The 16,335-nt window shown below is 44.0% G+C and carries 15 protein-coding genes; 7 read left to right on the top strand and 8 right to left on the bottom strand.

Going from position 1 to position 16,335, the window contains the following annotated elements; genetic code table 11:
* Nucleotides 1-6: 6 nt before the first annotated feature.
* The 4 genes from B2U10_RS13545 to B2U10_RS13530 all read right to left on the bottom strand — a co-directional run bounded on the left by B2U10_RS13545 (nt 7) and on the right by B2U10_RS13530 (nt 3,497).
* A complete protein-coding gene (locus tag B2U10_RS13545; RefSeq protein WP_056064797.1) occupies nt 7-867 on the bottom strand; it encodes a hypothetical protein in 861 nt (286 codons plus the stop codon).
* A 67-nt stretch (nt 868-934) separates the two neighbouring features.
* The gene (locus B2U10_RS13540; protein WP_290788272.1) at nt 935-1,918 is read right to left on the bottom strand and encodes a YhdH/YhfP family quinone oxidoreductase; all 984 of its coding nucleotides are present in this window, start codon (nt 1,916-1,918) and stop codon (nt 935-937) included.
* Nucleotides 1,919-2,173: 255 nt separating this feature from the next.
* On the bottom strand, nt 2,174-2,680 hold the full coding sequence (locus B2U10_RS13535; RefSeq protein WP_035411922.1) for a hypothetical protein: 507 nt from the start codon (nt 2,678-2,680) through the stop codon (nt 2,174-2,176).
* A gap of 49 nt (nt 2,681-2,729) precedes the next feature.
* Nucleotides 2,730-3,497, bottom strand: coding sequence for a hypothetical protein (locus tag B2U10_RS13530; protein WP_290788269.1), 768 nt, complete (start codon nt 3,495-3,497; stop codon nt 2,730-2,732).
* A 141-nt stretch (nt 3,498-3,638) separates the two neighbouring features.
* On the opposite strand from B2U10_RS13530, the gene B2U10_RS13525 reads away from it, so the two are divergent.
* The gene (locus tag B2U10_RS13525) at nt 3,639-5,276 is read left to right on the top strand and encodes a glycosyl hydrolase family 28-related protein (RefSeq protein ID WP_290788266.1); all 1,638 of its coding nucleotides are present in this window, start codon (nt 3,639-3,641) and stop codon (nt 5,274-5,276) included.
* Nucleotides 5,277-5,315: 39 nt separating this feature from the next.
* Here B2U10_RS13525 and B2U10_RS13520 read toward each other — a convergent pair whose 3' ends face one another.
* From B2U10_RS13520 to B2U10_RS13510, 3 genes are all read right to left on the bottom strand, one after another.
* Entirely contained in the window at nt 5,316-6,137 is an 822-nt protein-coding gene (locus tag B2U10_RS13520) for a DUF1028 domain-containing protein (RefSeq protein ID WP_290788263.1), read from the bottom strand.
* Nucleotides 6,138-6,236: 99 nt separating this feature from the next.
* On the bottom strand, nt 6,237-7,640 hold the full coding sequence (locus B2U10_RS13515; RefSeq protein ID WP_056064783.1) for a YfcC family protein: 1,404 nt from the start codon (nt 7,638-7,640) through the stop codon (nt 6,237-6,239).
* A gap of 238 nt (nt 7,641-7,878) precedes the next feature.
* Nucleotides 7,879-8,160, bottom strand: coding sequence for a putative quinol monooxygenase (locus B2U10_RS13510; protein ID WP_035411908.1), 282 nt, complete (start codon nt 8,158-8,160; stop codon nt 7,879-7,881).
* A gap of 156 nt (nt 8,161-8,316) precedes the next feature.
* On the opposite strand from B2U10_RS13510, the gene B2U10_RS13505 reads away from it, so the two are divergent.
* The 5 genes from B2U10_RS13505 to B2U10_RS13485 all read left to right on the top strand — a co-directional run bounded on the left by B2U10_RS13505 (nt 8,317) and on the right by B2U10_RS13485 (nt 14,549).
* Nucleotides 8,317-8,802 (top strand): cupin domain-containing protein, encoded by a 486-nt coding sequence (locus B2U10_RS13505; protein ID WP_214856596.1) that lies wholly within the window; start codon nt 8,317-8,319, stop codon nt 8,800-8,802.
* Between the two features lie 86 nt (nt 8,803-8,888).
* Complete coding sequence (locus tag B2U10_RS13500) at nt 8,889-9,779, top strand: aldo/keto reductase (RefSeq protein WP_214856595.1); 891 nt, start codon at nt 8,889-8,891, stop codon at nt 9,777-9,779.
* Nucleotides 9,780-9,792: 13 nt separating this feature from the next.
* Nucleotides 9,793-10,725, top strand: coding sequence for an aldo/keto reductase (locus tag B2U10_RS13495; RefSeq protein ID WP_290788259.1), 933 nt, complete (start codon nt 9,793-9,795; stop codon nt 10,723-10,725).
* A gap of 83 nt (nt 10,726-10,808) precedes the next feature.
* A complete protein-coding gene (locus B2U10_RS13490; protein WP_414655330.1) occupies nt 10,809-11,258 on the top strand; it encodes an OsmC family protein in 450 nt (149 codons plus the stop codon).
* A gap of 126 nt (nt 11,259-11,384) precedes the next feature.
* Entirely contained in the window at nt 11,385-14,549 is a 3,165-nt protein-coding gene (locus B2U10_RS13485) for a DUF3427 domain-containing protein (RefSeq protein ID WP_290788256.1), read from the top strand.
* Here the strand turns inward: B2U10_RS13485 and B2U10_RS13480 are convergent.
* Complete coding sequence (locus B2U10_RS13480) at nt 14,524-14,928, bottom strand: (deoxy)nucleoside triphosphate pyrophosphohydrolase (RefSeq protein ID WP_035411892.1); 405 nt, start codon at nt 14,926-14,928, stop codon at nt 14,524-14,526. The genes B2U10_RS13485 and B2U10_RS13480 overlap by 26 nt on opposite strands.
* A gap of 186 nt (nt 14,929-15,114) precedes the next feature.
* Here B2U10_RS13480 and B2U10_RS13475 point away from each other — a divergent pair, with 186 nt between their 5' ends.
* Nucleotides 15,115-16,299, top strand: coding sequence for a class I SAM-dependent rRNA methyltransferase (locus B2U10_RS13475; RefSeq protein WP_290788253.1), 1,185 nt, complete (start codon nt 15,115-15,117; stop codon nt 16,297-16,299).
* Nucleotides 16,300-16,335: the final 36 nt, after the last annotated feature.

Raw genomic sequence — 16,335 nt, 5'->3', positions numbered from 1 at the left:
TTTCCATTAGTCTTGTCCAGGATCACGGGCAAGACGTAAGCGCATCTTTCCGTTGTCCGGGAATACTTTCAATTGTAAAGATTCTCCCTCGTACCATGTCCCGTAGCTCGTATCGACGACAGGTTCACCGAGCGTTGACAAGGCGTTCGTTGAGGCATTCGTCCAGTCGATCGCTTCAATGATTCCGTCCGAGACGACGAGCAGGTATCCGGCGTTTGAGAAGTAATACGTATTGACCGCGTCCTGTTGCGTATTACCAACAGCACCATATTTTGCTTCGAACTCAGCAATTGGTTTTCCGAGATACTGCTCCGGCTTATCAATCGGTTGGTTGGCAACTGCTTGCGAGAGTGCCGTAAGGACTGCTTTATCTGATGTTCCTTTTGGTGCTTCTAATCGGACATCGGTCTCAGGCAAATACCCTTCGATACTATCGTTTAGTTTCAAGTGGACCATTCCGTCTTTTGCATCCAATACCTCATAGACATCACCTAAATCTGCTTTATAAATGACACTACTTCGACTTGCATCGCGATAGACGTTCGCGAACGGACGTGTCACCCAAGCTGCTTGCGCATACTCTGCCGCCTTTTTCTTTGATTTCTTCTTCTCTTTTTTCGCTTCTTTTGGATCCTTTGTCGAGGCTGCCTCTTTCTTCGACTTTTCGTTTTTCGTTGCTTGATCCGTCGTTTTCGGCTTCTCAAGCGTCGATGTTGCTTGAGAGGCATCGTTATTCGTCAACATATACAACCAGCCACCTACGATGAATAGCGTTGCTAAAATACCGCCAAACGCAATCCCTCGGCGATTACGTTTCTGTTTCCGTCGTTCTTGTCGAGACTGTCGTTCTTGTTGGTGTTCACTCATGTATGGTTCCTCCTGAAAAGTCGACACAGTTTTTCCCCACTATACCACCAATGTTTACTCGAAATATTTAAATTTCGATGACAGTTCGACCACGATGACGAGAAGTCAGCAGAGCTTCTGCAATTTTAGGTAAGTCGTTCAGTGTTTTGACGTCGACTTCTGGTTCAAGATCGACACGCCACTCATCCGCCAGCCGTTGCCATAAGATCTCTCGATATGCAATTGGTGTTTGTACCGCATCGATTCCGATCAAACGAATGCCACGCAGGATGAAGGGATAGACTGTCAGCGTCATCTCTGCCCCACCGACGTTACCACACGTCGTCACGACACCACCATACTGTACGAAGCGAATGACGGATGCGAGCAATGGACCCCCTACCGTATCAATGACACCTGCATACGTTCCTTTTTTTAATGGACGGTCTGTTTCTTCTAAGAACGTAGTGCGGTCTAATACCTCCGCCACACCTTTTTTAAGTAATCGTTCTTGTTCTACTCGTTTCCCGGTTACGGCGTGTACTGTATAGCCTAATCGAATCAGTAAGGCGATCGCAATCGTACCGACACCTCCTGTCGCTCCAGTCACAAGGATGGGTCCTGTCTCCTTTGAGACAATTCGTGATAGTTCATCGACTGATTGCGCTGCTGTCAATCCTGCCGTTCCATGTCGCATCGCTTCTAATGGACGAATGGATTCTGGAAGTGGCGTCACCCAATCGGCTGGTACACGTATGTATTCTTGAAATCCACCCGAGGTATTCATTCCAAAATCAAAGCCATTGACGACGACCGCTTGACCGGTTTGAAACCGTGCATCTGTCGTTTGTTCGATATATCCTGCTGCGTCAACGCCTGGTGTGTGCGGATAGGATTTCGTCACCCCTCGATTACCCGACATCGATAAGGCATCCTTATAATTGACACAGGAATGCGTGACACGAATTAAGACGTCTCCTTCCGGTAAATCATCGACTTGTTTCGCCTCAACCTTCCCTTCATAGTTCCCATCCACCTCTCGTACGACGAATGCTGAAAAAGTGTGTTTCATGATGTCTCTCCTTTCTCTTGTGCTTCTCTATACCCTGTTGTTTCCATCGACACACTAAAAATCCCTGTCGTTTCTCAAAGAAACGACAGGGAGCGGGGACGGAAAAAAATATCAGCGTTCCATAGGTGGTCAAAGGTAACAGGTCAGTCTGTCAATGGTTCATGGTCATCGGTTTGCCGTCGCCATCTCTTCTCCACAGAGGAAAATTGAGGTCCGTCCCCTCTCCTTGACGTGGAGTCTCACCACGTCAAGGAGTTACATATAACGTCCACCATCAAAGTCAATTGTCGTTTGATAGTTCGCGGCATTGATCGCATTCGATACTTTGTGTGCTTGCCGTTCCACTTCCTCCGCTTTTAAGCGATAGGCATCTGGATCGAATAAGGCATGACGAATGATCGTCGTCCCTTCAAATCCGTATTGGAACTCGCGTTTTGGTCGACTTGCGAGCATCTGATAATTTTGTGCCTTTGCCCGCAATTGGGTCGCCCACTCGATTGCTTCGACGAGCGGCATTTCTCCTTCGTCCGTCACGATGACAGTTTCTAGATTCGCCGCATAGACGAGACGATCCAAGACTCGCATATCATGACGCACGATGTCCATGGCGGCTTCGACGTCGGTTAAGCTCCGGCCTTGTTGTGCGGGGAGTGCTTCTCCCTTTTCTAAATCAATGAACGCTACGCGCTCCATTTCTTCAATCAGCTGATCAAGCTGTTTCCTCAGAATACTCTTTAATTTCACGGCATCTGCTAGGTACATCATCAACTCCCCTTTCCTATTCCATTTACGTCATTCCTTTCAAAAGGTTTCAATCAAACTGATGGACGAAGGCTCCAAATTCCCCCTGAATCGTTTGCTTGTCCATCTCCGATATCGTAGTAGCTCGGTCTGTATAGCGTTCTAAGAGATAGGCTTTTATTAGGACATGTGACGGTTGGAATCCGATACGCAGGCACCATTCCTGAAGTGTTTCTGTATCATGTCGCCGTAAGCGGGTCGGGAGTATCTGATTGAACTGGATGAGTTGTTTACGAATCCAGGCATCTGGCAGATCGATTTGTTTCTCGATCGAAACATAATCGTTGTCTGAAGACTGCAACGGAATATCAGTTCTTATCCATACTTCATCTTGTTTCTTGGTCTTTCGACGTTTCCGCCAAACGATATAGCTTATGATGAATAGAGGTAGAACAATCAGACTCATCAGTAACATCGATGAGGACGATTCCCCTTTTTCATTCATACCTCGCTTAGCATTTTCAACCCCTACAACGATGAGCTTATTCTTTTTCGGTTTGAGGTCTTTCTGCTTTTTGGGCTTTTCATTCGTGTCCCAAACACGTAAATCTTCGTCATTCTTCGTCTGCTTTTTAGGCAACCACGAAAGAAATGGAATGTTTAACAGCTTGCCGTTGTTCTTGCAGTTCGGTTTACACGATCCGTTCATTTCGACTCCTGACATCTTTATCGCTTGTGGCTTCAATGCTTGAAAAGCCGCTTCCGTCAGCGGCTTACTGATCCCTAATATCAGCAAAATCAATCCGATACCAATTACGAGTCGTTTGCGAAGTGACATCAAAAGCCCTCCTTTTTATAAATCCATTATAATCCAAATTTATATTTTTAGTGTATTTTTATGGATGTTATGAAACAAGGAATGATTGTTCAATTAGAGGGGAAAAGGTAGACAGACCTATTCAGAGAGGAGAACTATTTCATGTTGAAACTCGATCACACGCATGATCCGTATCAAAATGCGGCGCTGATTCAAGAATACGTTGAAACATCAAGCAACGAACAGGCTGTTCGACAAGCAGAACAACTATTACACGATAGTACATTTATTGCACCACGACGTGATCCTAACCTCAGTCGAACACTTCGTTCGATGATCTCACCGTTATTTTTGACAAACCGTGATAAACATATTTTACCGCTGACACCAGCTTTCGTAACGCCACACGATGAGATTCGACCGAGTTGGTTCGGGCGGCTCAATCATGAGTTCGAACGTTTGATCAGTGAAGTCGAAATCGTTGATATCACTTCCTATGGTGCGGTCGGTGATGGACAGACAGATGATACACAAGCGTTCATCGAAGCGCTCGGTGATGGACATCGACAAGTCCATGTTCCAGCCGGTACGTACATCGTTCGAGGAATTCGTTTACCTAGTTATACGATTTTAACGGGAGCTGGCAAAGGGAAAACGATTATAAAGATGCACGATGACGCACCTAAAGGACGACGTCTTGTAACGAACCAAAATTATCTCCTTGGCAATCATCACCTGCTTGTTGAGAAAATGACGCTTGATTGGAACATCAAACGAATCGGTGACGCAAAGAAAAGTAGCACATGGGGCAATCACTCCAGTTGTCTCACATACGCACATGTGACTTATGGTTGGGTCTTTGATGTCGAAGCTGTCAATCCAGGACTCCATTGTTTTGATATCTCGACACCGTATTACAATTACAACGGGGACGGTGCTCGAGCGAACTTAAGTAGTTCATTCATCTGGTTCGATGGATTAACCGGTTACGGGTTCGGAGACGACGGGATCACGACACATCATAGTGACCATCTCTTCATCTCGAACTGCTTTATGCATGACCCAAGTGGACGTGCCCATGCAGAAGGTTTTTCCAATTCGAACGGGATTGAAATCGATGATGGGTCACGCGATGTCTGGTTATTCAATAACGCATCAAGTCGTTGCTTCGGTGGACTTGAAATCAAGGCGCATGCGACCTCTTCTGCTGCCTCAACCGTTAAAATCGTTGGTCATTTATCAATTGATGACCACCGTGCCTTTAATTTTCGCCATATCGGGCATCATCAAGCAAGTGATCCAACGTCTCAGACGGCTTACAATATCATCGCAACACGCTTGATTGCTCAGACTCCTCAATATACGGAGCTCTATGCGAATTCAAAACCGCGCGCACTCGTCGTTTCCGCTTATCGTAATGTCGTCATTCATGATTTCACGGTGCTCGGTGATCCGTATTATGACTACCAAGAACAGCCAATGATCGGAATACAATATAAGGCACGCAACGTTACGATCAGTCAGTTGAAGATGAGCGGATTCCGACAAGCGAAAACGGATATCCAAATCTTTGGTGGAGAAAATGGAGCTGAGGATGTATGCCTTCGGGATATCCGGATCGAGGATTCTGCCAAACACGGGATTACGATCGGTCCTGACATCAATCGCGTCAAGTTAACGAATGTGGCACTAAAAGGAGAGGGGACAGTTGGCTTGAATGCTAAATCGGAACCGGAAATGGAACGGTTCATCGCGACCGGATTTAAAGTACCGATTCGTGCTCAGTCGACGCAAGCATGAACAAAACGACAGGATGGACCGTGGTCCATCCTGTCGTTTTCATTGGGATCGAATGTACGCGAGGACACGTGTATCAATCGCCCGATCCGCTTGTTCGCGCATCTCAAAGTTTTCCGTATGCAGATATGTCCGGAGCGCTTCTTCGAAATCACCGCGGTAGCCAAGTGTCAATAATTTATCCATCAACTCCGACTCTAACGCATCATCGATGGGCTTGATTTCTTCCGGCTTACTCGGTTGTAGGTAAAGTGTGTGCAATTGATAGATACGTTCGAGTTCTTCAATTGGATTCGGGTGATCATCAACACGTAGATCAATATAGCGATCGTTGAATCCACCGTACCCGCCACCTTCCTTAACGACGAGCAGTGCTGCTGATTGCATCCCACGCGAGTCCCCGCCTGCTGCTTGCCCCGCAGCCAACGCACGCAACAACCGTTCTGCGAGTGGCCCTTGCGTCGATTCAAAGACACGTGCCATCTCTTTGACCGTATTGCCATCTACAAGAATATTCCCTTGCGCCGCAAAATGTTTCCCCGCAATTCCGCCTGCCCAGTCGTTACATCTCTCTCCCGTAAAAGTCGCACTTTTGCCCTGCGCATCGATGATTCCGACTTGACGATCTGCTCGCCCTTCATCCGCTTCCGTTAATCGACGAAGCACTTCATCCGCTGAATCGCCTTGTTCGATCATCTGCAACCCTTCAGGACCATACGTCGTATTTGCAAATGATTGTGTCGCTAAAGCACCTACTCCCGCTTTCGCAAACGGAACAGCACTCCCAACAGCTAAAAATTTCGATTGGACAGCAACACCCCATGCTTGTTCTTTCTCGCAATAACCAACGATTGAATATGTCACTTCAGTTCCCCCTTTAGTCACTTCTCTACCCGTTCGTGATAACGCTTCCCGATTCCTGCAACATAAAAACCTTCCGGACAGATGTCCGAAAGGTCGACTTCATTGAATACCGAGCGTCACAGCAAGTAATAAGGCGGCACATGCTAAAGCAATCCAAATCGCGAAGAGTTTCCAGACGAAACGTAACCATTGCTCATACGGAATACCTGCGATCGCAAGAAACGCCATCAAATGCGCACTTGTCGGAAAAATCATGTTCGTCAATCCATCTCCGTATTGAAATGCTAAAACAGCTACTTGACGCTCGATACCGAGTAAGTCAGATAAAGGTGCCATGATTGGCATCGTTGTCGCGGCTTGCCCGCTCCCCGATGGAATGAAGAAATTCGTGATCAGTTGTACGATGTACATTCCGATGACAGCGAAGAACGTTGGTAAATGTCCTACGGCATTCGATAAGCCGTAAATGACCGTGTCAATGACACGACCTTCTTCAAGAATGACGACAATGGCACGGGCAAAGCCAACGATCAATGCACCGAACGTCACGGCTTTCGCCCCGTCAATCAGACTCTCAAAAGTACCGTTCACACCGAGTGTGATGATCCCAGCAATCAGTCCAATGATCAAGAACGAGGCTGTCAGTTCCGTCAAATACCAGCCCCACTCGAAAATTCCGATGACGTTGAGCGTGATTCCACCGATCAAAATCAGTAAAACAAAAGCATGACGTTTCGAAAAGCGTGAAATCGTCGTTGCTGCTTCTTCCGCACGACGTTGTTCGAGATCATAAACGAGGCTACGCGTTGGATCCTGTTTGACTTTCCGTGCGTAAGTCATGACATAAAGAATCGTTACGACTAAGAAAACGATATAAACGGCGGTTCGATAACCAAGACCGCTAAAGAGTGGAACTTCCGCGATCGATTGAGCAACACCTACCGTAAACGGATTCAGCATCCCGCCAGCAAAACCAACCGCCGCTCCTAAACTAACGATTGCAGCTCCTGTCATCGCGTCATAACCGAGTGCACGCGCGAGCATGATACCAATCGGTACAAAGATGATTGTTTCCTCTGCCATCCCGATTGTTGCTCCGGCAATCGAAAAGACGAACATCGTCATCGGAATCATGATGTGTCCCTTTTGACCAAACCGACGAATCAATTGATTGATTCCCGCTTCGATGGCACCCGTTTGACGAATGATGCCAAAGACACCACCGACTAAGAAAATGTAAAAGATGATCGCAGCGCCTGCTTCCATTCCTTTCGGGATCGCTTCGAATAAACCAAAGAAATTGACAGGTGCAGACTCCACCGCGCGATAGGTACCATCGATAACGACGGTCTGACCATCCTGTTTTTCACGGTCGAATTGTCCTGCTGGAAGCGTGTACGTCAAGATGACTGAAATAATGAGAATCGCCATGATGATGGCATATGTATGAGGCATCTTGAAGAATGATTGCTTCGACTGTGTGGCATCTGTTCGATCATTCATGATAAAGGCCTCCTTTTCGTGTCTTTATAAGAATAATGCCCTATTCAGGGAAAAACTAACAGTTTTAATGAAATGTTATGTGATTGTAAAAGAAAAGTGGAACATTTTTCATCAAATCTTCATCTGAAGATAAACTAGCGAAGGAGCGCGTTGTATAAAACAAAAAAGAAAGATATCCTAGATCAACAAAACCTAGAATACCTTCCTTATGTGTTACATTCGCTTCTAACTCGTTTCATTATGCTTGGAATGATTGAACGTCCAATGGTTTAGCAAGAGCTGTTTGAGCAAATGCAACGAATTGTCCGAAATGAGCACTTGTGTTATGAGCTTCGATCGCAGCTTGGTCTTCCCATTTTTCAATCATCATGAAGACATTTTCGTCTTCTGTACTTTGGAACAGATCGTAGCTGATGTTTCCAGCTTCAGCACGCGATCCTTCTACTAATGTTTTAGTTGCTGCTAAAAATTCTTCTCGTTTTGCGGGTTGTACTTCTAACTTTGCTTCGATGGCGATCATCGGAAAGCCTCCTTTGTAATTTCGTTAACTTAAGCATCGTAGCACCTCCCGATTCGTTACGCCATAAAGATGCTCGGACGATTGATGATATTTAAATACGGGTAATTACAGAGGGAATTATTACTTTGTACCACATCAGAGAAGGGAGCAACGAAGATGCGTGTTGAGGTATTTTACTTTGAGGATGACGGACATATTCCGAATAACCCTAATTTTCCGGTGTTGATTTATCGGCATGCATTTGAAGAACCGTCACGCATCGAACAGACTTTCCATTCACATGACTGGCGCAATAGCTGGGTGGATGGCATTTTTGATTTTCATCATTATCATAGCATCGCCCATGAAGTGATTGGTATCCTCGAAGGACATGCGACTGTCCAACTCGGTGGTCCACTCGGTAAGACCTTCACCTTGACGAGTGGAGATGTTCTCTTACTTCCTGCAGGCACAGGACACAAAGCGCTTGATACAAGTCGACACTTCCGTGTGGTCGGTGCCTATCCGAATGGTCAAGACTACGATACGTTGACCGGGCAAACAAGTGAACGCCCGGAAAACCTTCAGCGTATCCGCCAGGTAATGCGTCCCAAAAAAGATCCCGTCCTCGGCGATCATGGTCCCTTATTTGAGCATTGGTGACGTCTCTTTCTCTTGAAGAAGACGTTTTTGTTCAGAGTTCGCGTGGTAAACCCTACTATTGTCTCTCTACTTAAAGGAGGAATTCGATGAACGCAACAGAAAAGACGCTAATACTTGCTGCATTAAAGCAAAAAACAGTGACGTTTCCCGATCAGACACATGTGCGCGCACTCGGACAAGGCACGTGGCGGATGGGGGAAGAGTCGGAGAAGCACGAAGCAGAAATCGAAGCACTCCGTGTCGGTCTCGATAGCGGAATGGAACTCATCGATACGGCAGAGATGTACGGGGAAGGCGCCTCTGAAGAATTGATTCGCGACGCAATCGCTGATCGACGCGAAGAAGTCTTTCTTGTCTCGAAAGTCTATCCTCATCACGCTGGTGGGGAAGCGTTAAAAAAAGCTTGTTCCAAATCGCTTGAACGTCTCGGTACGGATTATCTTGATCTCTATCTTCTTCACTGGCGTGGCGACATTCCACTAAAGGAAACCGTTGAAGGATTGGAAGCCTTAAAACAAGAGGGTAAGATTCGCCGTTGGGGTGTATCGAACTTTGACGTATCAGACATGAAAGAACTGTTAGCATTACCGAACGGTGACCAGTGTGCTGTCAATCAGGTACTTTATCACCTCGGCTCACGCGGAATCGAGTATGAACTGCTCCCGTTACTACGCGAACATGGTATTCCAGTAATGGCGTATTGCCCATTAGCTGAAGGTGGTTCACTGCGTGATCAACTCCTGAATCATCCGACCGTCGAGGAACTCGCTGAGACACATGGTGTTGAACCGGCACAGATCTTACTTGCTTGGGCGATGCGTGAAGGTGACGTCATCGCAATTCCTAAAGCAGGACAAGCACATCATGTCGAAGCCAACGGTCGCGCCGCACTTTTGAATTTAACAAAAGAAGAGCTAGCTGCACTTGATCAAGCGTTCCCAGCACCAACAAAAAAAGAACCACTCGATATCGTTTAAGGAGGTCATTTTCATGACAAAACATGTTCAACTCGGTCAATCTAACCTATTCGTTCACCCAATCGGTCTCGGTACGAATGCTGTCGGTGGACACAACTTGTATCCAAATCTCGATGAGCAAGCAGGACGCGATCTCGTTCGTGTCGCGTTACAGCAAGGGATCAATTTCCTCGACACAGCTTTCATCTACGGACCAGAACGTTCAGAGGAACTCGTCGGTGAAGTCTGGCACGACACGGTCGCTCGAGAAGATGTCGTCCTCGCGACGAAAGGTGCGCATCAGTTCGTTGACGGAAACGTCGTCATGAACAACTCACCTGACTTTCTCCGTCAATCGGTCGAAGAGAGTTTAAAACGTCTTAAAACAGACTATATCGATTTATATTACATCCATTTCCCAGATGAGTCGACACCGAAGGACGAAGCCGTCGCTGCACTTGCTGAACTGAAAAAAGAAGGAAAAATTCGCGCGATTGGTGTCTCGAATTTTTCACTCGAACAACTGAAGGAAGCGAACAAGGACGGACATGTCGACGTCTATCAAGGAGAATACAATCTGTTTAAACGGGATGCGGAAAAAGAGTTACTTCCGTACATCGTTGAGAACGGTATGTCCTTCGTTCCGTACTTCCCACTCGCCGCTGGGTTATTGGCAGGGAAATATACGAAAGAGACGACGTTTGATGATTTACGAAAAAACGACCCGTTGTTCCAAAAAGACGTCTTTGAACAAAACCTCGCAAAAGTCGATCAATTGCGTCCGATCGCAGAAGCACACGATGCGGAAGTCGCACACGTCGTACTCGCCTGGTATTTGGCACAAGATGGCATCGATGCCATCATTCCTGGTGCGAAACGCCCGGATCAGGTGACAGATACGTTGCGTACGTTAGACGTTCAGTTGTCGCAAGAGGATATCGAAAAAATCGACCAAATTTTTAGCTGATCGTTCTCTTCTTATGCAAATGAGCAGAATAGGCGAAAAATCATGCTGAACTTCGTATGATGGAGGCATGGAGGCGATTGATCATGAAGCACCATTTTCATTTAACTGCAAACTGGCCGGGAAATCGCAATGATGTCGGTCAGATCGAGACAGGTGAGTTAAAAACAAAAATTTCAATTCCGGACGCTATGGATGGTCCAGGGGTTGGCACGAATCCAGATGAGATGTTGCTTGGGGCAGCTGCTACATGCTATATCATCACGCTTGCCGCAATGCTTGAGCGTAGTAACATCCCAAAAGTCTCCTTAACGATGGAATCTGAAGGCATCGTTGATGTCACGAACGGCGTCTTCACATACGATGCGATCATTCATCGTCCGAAACTCTTATTACCAGCCGATCTGTCGGATCGTGATGTGGAGAAGGCGCAACGTCTCGCTGAAAAAGCAGAAGGTTCGTGTATGATTACGCGGGCACTGGCTGGTAATGTCAAAGTATCGCTTGAGGCTGTGGTAGAGAGAATCTCAAATTAACAAACAAAAATCATCGTTTAACTTTTTAGTTGAACGATGATTTTTTACTTTATTTATCTACTTATTGGTATATTATTGATGATTTAATCATTTTAAATACCATTTACTATTATTCGGAGGATAACCATGTCTTATTATGAAACATTACGTTCTTCAACTGAAACTAACTCACAATCCGATGCAATAAGTGTATCTGTACCAGCACATGACTACACAACAGAATTACTTACACACCTCAATCAAGTACTGTATCAATCTTTAGACCATTTCCAAAAACAAGATAAACCTGATCAAATGGTTGAAACGGTCAATGAATGGCTCATGCATTTAAATCAACCTCTGATCGACTTGCCACTTCATCGTGAACTCACTACTAGCACAACACATGCTTTACCTACACAATATAAAAATTCTTTGCGTGCTTGGGAACTCATTGCTCCTGGCCAACTGGAACAAGAACAGTTATTGCATCATATTAGTCAAGAATTATGGACAGCATCTGCTGCCGATTGGATGGTGAGTTTTACACGTCATTCTGGAGTACAGACGCTTGTCCCAGCTTTGAAGGAAGCAGAAGCTCAAAGCAAATCAATCCGCATTTTGACTTCATTTTATATGAATATTACAGAAGCGAAGGCTATCCGACAGTTGATGGAATTCAGAAATATTGAAGTAAAAATTTATGAACCGATAAAAAAAAATCATGCGTTCCATCCGAAAGCCTATTTATTTTCTCGTCCTGATCAGTTGGATAGTGCTATTGTTGGGTCCTCTAATTTATCAAAGTCGGCTTTAACGCACGGTATGGAATGGAATATTCGTATACCTTCTACACCCGTCACAACATTAGTCACTCAAGCGAAAAACTTATTTGAACAACTTTGGAACAGCCCAGAAGCGACTATTTGTACAGAAGAATTATTACTTCAATACGAACAGTACCAACAAGAAACACCACCTATAAAATCATTTTCTATCCGCGATACAATTGCCGAACCCGCTGTCGATTACAACGTTATTGAACCGAACCTCATGCAGATTCCGGCTTTAGAAGAACTGGATCGTTTACGCGAGCGAAAAGAAACAAAAGCAATGGTTATTGCGGCAACTGGGACTGGAAAAACGTATTTAGCAGCATTTGATGTCCGTCAAACTCAGGCTAAAAAAGTATTATTTGTTGCACATCGTGGAAAATTACTATCACAAGCTGAGCATACATTTAAACAAGTTTTTTCAAATGAAAATTATACATTTGGTAGATATTCAGGATCACAACAAATTCAAGATGCACAATTTACCTTTGCTACCGTTCAAACACTTTCAAAAGAGGTTCACCTTAATCAATTTTTACGGGATGCGTTTGACTACATCATTATTGATGAATTCCATCACGCTTCATCTGCTTCTTACCAAAACATTCTTGACTATTTTACGCCTCAATTTTTGCTTGGAGTAACAGCAACACCAGAGCGTATGGATGGTCAAAATATCTTCCAGCTTGTTGACTATAATATTGCTTACGAAGTTCGTCTGTATGATGCCTTAGCACAAGATTTACTTTCACCATTCCATTATTTTGGCATTCAAGATGATGAATCAATTGATTATTCTCTTATTCCTCAACAAAACGGCTTTTATGTAGAACAGGATCTGGTTGTTGCACTCGAACGCTCAACGCGAACAGATTATATTGTTGAAATGATTCGTAAATTTGGGTTCAGTGGTAATCAGGCTGTTGGATTAGGATTCTGTGTCAATATCAATCATGCAGAGTTTATGGAGAAGGAATTTAAACGACATCAGATTGAAGCAATGGCTGTTACAAGTAAACAGTCCGAAGAAGCACGCGAAGAAGCCATTCGCCGACTAGAGGATGATCAAGACCCACTGCAATATATTTTTACCGTTGACTTGTTTAACGAAGGAGTCGATATTCCAAAAGTCAATCTAATGCTATTTTTACGTCCAACGGAATCCCCTACTATTTTTATTCAACAATTGGGTCGAGGCTTACGTAAACACAGCTCAAAAGAATTTGTTACGATTTTAGATTTTATCGGAAATAGTCAAAAAGCTTTTGTTGCACCACTTGTGTTATCTGGTCAACAATCGTTTCATTCTATTGATCGTTATAAAATCGCTACTGCTGTAAAACAACATTTTCCGATTCTACCCGAAGGATCTTTAGCTATTCTGGATTCAATTACAGAAAGATTTATTATTGAACAAATGAAAAAAATAGAGTTTTCAGCTAGCAAACAGCTTCGTGAAAGTTATCAACGATTGACACGTATGATCGGAAATCCTCCGAGTTTAAATGATTTAGTTACGCACAAAGACGCACCAGCTATTGAGAGTATTGTTCAGCAATGGAGAAGTACATTACGTCTTAAACAACTTGAAAAACATGCTACCGATGAAGAACTACGTTTACTGCAAGATGATACTACACGCAAAATTGTTGAACAGCTCGAAGGACTATTCCCAATTCGTGAGCCTTTCAGCTTACTGATTTTAAAACAGTTACTGCGTCATTCTTCTGCTTCAGTACAAGATATTGAACAAGAAGTTTTCAAAGAATTTGCCTTATCGACGAAGCATTCTTTTTCAAAGCGCCCTATTATTCATCATCTTTTTAAACGCTGGTCTACTGCGTTAAAAAATGATCGTATTCAATTACTAGATGCTGTATCAGAAGAGCACTATCGCTTTTCAAATACAGTCGTCCAAGCACTTCAGCAATCAACTGAATTGCTTTCATATATGATGCATTTTATCCAAGCAGGTCTACTTGCATTTCATCAACTACCAGATCGAATTAATTGGTTGATCGAAGACCAGGCGTTTCTATTACATCAAACATACAATCGTTCTGTTATCCAACGTCTTCTATGTTCACCAAGTCAGGAAGGTTCTTGGCGTGAAGGTGTAGCTCAAGCTGGTAACGACTACATTTTATTTGTGAATTTACACAAAGATGAAGCCATTGATGAGCAACTGAAATATAACGATTATTTCTTAGATCAATATCGTTTCCATTGGCAGTCTCAAAGTAATGCAACTGCTACAGGTAAAGCGGGTACTTTATATCAAAACCATGAGAGCGAAGGAATTCGTATTCATTTGTTTATGCGTAAAGCAGATAAAGAACAAGGAAAAACGCTACCGTTCACATACTTTGGCCAGTTAAAGCATCTTCAAAGTACAGGTTCTAAACCGATTAGTGTGACTTGGTCACTTCATTCTCCACTATCAATTGAACTGTTTAAGGAGTGGCAAACTCTTTCTTAATGTACTCAACTGCAGGAATATCGGCAGGAGCCCATTCAAGCTGATCAAGGTCTGAAACAGCCACCCAGCGAAGCTCTGCATGTTCTACGGCAATCGGTTCTCCTGTTACGATTTCAGCTTCAAACGTATGCAATGTAACAATAATAGCATCGTACTCGTAAGTCGTTTTTTCGATTGGTTGCTTGACCTTAATATTACATTTTAATTCTTCATTGATTTCACGAACTAACGACTGTGATGGCGTTTCATGTAACTCAATTTTCCCACCAGGAAACTCCCATAAGTTGGGCAATGACATTTGGCTACTACGAAGTGCACATAATATTTCATTATGATCGTTGCGAATGACAGCACCTACGACTTGAACTTGTTTTTTCATTTTTTATGTTTCACTCCAAATCATTATAGATTTTTTAGTTCTCTGCTTATCATAACAAAAACCGTTATTCCTTTGACTTATGCAAAGAATAGCGGTTTTATTTATATACCAGTTATCCACATGTGGATAACTCCATTTATGGTATAATTATGCCACTTATCCACAAGTAGAAATGAGGAAACTTACATGTCTCGTGAACTTTATCCGATCGTTGTCAAACCAGAATGGATTGAATCGATTCGAAGCGGGTATCCCGCGTTACGCAAGGAAATGTTCGAAGCCTTACAACATGTCAAAGAGGCAGGCGGACTGCTCCATCTGATGACAGAACATAAAGAATACCTCGCGACTGGTTATTTTGGCAAGCAAGAAAAAGGTGTCGGTTGGACTCTCTCAATGGACGAGCAAAAAGCGATTGATGTCGACTTCTTCAAACAACTTTTTGAACAAGCATTAGACAAACGAAACGAATTTTTTGAAGAGTATTCAGAAGCCTTCCGTATTTTTAACGGTGCAGGAGATGGTATCGGTGGTTTGACAATTGATTGTTACGATCATCATTACCTTATTACATTCGAAAATGAAGGCATCTATACATTCCGTCCATTGATTCTTGAAGCTCTTGAATCACTACTGAATTACAGAAGCATTTATGAAAAACGAGATTTCCTCGTCGATCTTCAACCCGTCAAAGGCGACGACTTTTTGAAAGGGGAACGAGGCGATTTTCCTGAAGTCGCACAAGAATACGGTGTGTTGTATGAGTATGACTTGGATGCTGGTATGCGGACTGGTTTTGACATTGCCCAACGTGAACTTCGCCGAATCCTTCTCGATTCCGTCGAACGAAAAACCGTACTTAATCTCTTTTCTGATACAGGAACATTAACGGTAGCTGCCCTTTATGGTGAGGCTACTCAAACGACAAGCGTTGATTTCTCGACACGTAGTCGAAATAAGACAAAAGATAATCTTGTGTTGAACAGTTTTACTCCTGAGAAACAGAAGATTTTAGTTCAGGATGCGTTCGACTACATCGAACAAGCGGATAAGAAGACTCGTTTTGACGTCGTCTTGTTCCATCCGCCCGTACAAGTCAATACACGAACACGTCAGTTTCGGACCGAACAGGATCTCGCTCTTTGGATCCAAAAAGTCATTCATTTGACGAATCGCGGAGGACTGCTTGCGATTACGACAGATAGTCCCGTTCTTGATGCGTCACAATTGAAAAAAGCTGTGGAGCAGGCGTTCAACAAGTTGCGTCAAAAATTTGAAGTCGTATGGGAGCAGCCGGAGCAGAAAGATTTCCCGACTCCTCCTTCCATGCCACAACTCAATCCAAAAAGTATTCTTGTTCGCCGTAAATGACGTGTTATCTAAAAAATCCGCTACTGAATTTTTCAG

Source organism: Exiguobacterium sp. UBA7533 (assembly GCF_002479335.1).
Lineage (GTDB): Bacteria > Bacillota > Bacilli > Exiguobacteriales > Exiguobacteriaceae > Exiguobacterium_A.
This window is presented reverse-complemented; position numbering and strand designations above follow the sequence as displayed.

What these genes read in the sequence shown, in the direction of transcription:
- B2U10_RS13545 (WP_056064797.1), bottom strand. Translation starts at nt 867, where the DNA reads ATGAGTGAACACCAACAAGAACGACAGTCTCGACAAGAACGACGGAAA.
- B2U10_RS13540 (WP_290788272.1), bottom strand. Translation starts at nt 1,918, where the DNA reads ATGAAACACACTTTTTCAGCATTCGTCGTACGAGAGGTGGATGGGAAC.
- B2U10_RS13535 (WP_035411922.1), bottom strand. Translation starts at nt 2,680, where the DNA reads ATGTACCTAGCAGATGCCGTGAAATTAAAGAGTATTCTGAGGAAACAG.
- B2U10_RS13530 (WP_290788269.1), bottom strand. Translation starts at nt 3,497, where the DNA reads ATGTCACTTCGCAAACGACTCGTAATTGGTATCGGATTGATTTTGCTG.
- B2U10_RS13525 (WP_290788266.1), top strand. Translation starts at nt 3,639, where the DNA reads ATGTTGAAACTCGATCACACGCATGATCCGTATCAAAATGCGGCGCTG.
- B2U10_RS13515 (WP_056064783.1), bottom strand. Translation starts at nt 7,640, where the DNA reads ATGAATGATCGAACAGATGCCACACAGTCGAAGCAATCATTCTTCAAG.
- B2U10_RS13510 (WP_035411908.1), bottom strand. Translation starts at nt 8,160, where the DNA reads ATGATCGCCATCGAAGCAAAGTTAGAAGTACAACCCGCAAAACGAGAA.
- B2U10_RS13505 (WP_214856596.1), top strand. Translation starts at nt 8,317, where the DNA reads ATGCGTGTTGAGGTATTTTACTTTGAGGATGACGGACATATTCCGAAT.
- B2U10_RS13500 (WP_214856595.1), top strand. Translation starts at nt 8,889, where the DNA reads ATGAACGCAACAGAAAAGACGCTAATACTTGCTGCATTAAAGCAAAAA.
- B2U10_RS13495 (WP_290788259.1), top strand. Translation starts at nt 9,793, where the DNA reads ATGACAAAACATGTTCAACTCGGTCAATCTAACCTATTCGTTCACCCA.
- B2U10_RS13490 (WP_414655330.1), top strand. Translation starts at nt 10,809, where the DNA reads ATGAAGCACCATTTTCATTTAACTGCAAACTGGCCGGGAAATCGCAAT.
- B2U10_RS13485 (WP_290788256.1), top strand. Translation starts at nt 11,385, where the DNA reads ATGTCTTATTATGAAACATTACGTTCTTCAACTGAAACTAACTCACAA.
- B2U10_RS13480 (WP_035411892.1), bottom strand. Translation starts at nt 14,928, where the DNA reads ATGAAAAAACAAGTTCAAGTCGTAGGTGCTGTCATTCGCAACGATCAT.
- B2U10_RS13475 (WP_290788253.1), top strand. Translation starts at nt 15,115, where the DNA reads ATGTCTCGTGAACTTTATCCGATCGTTGTCAAACCAGAATGGATTGAA.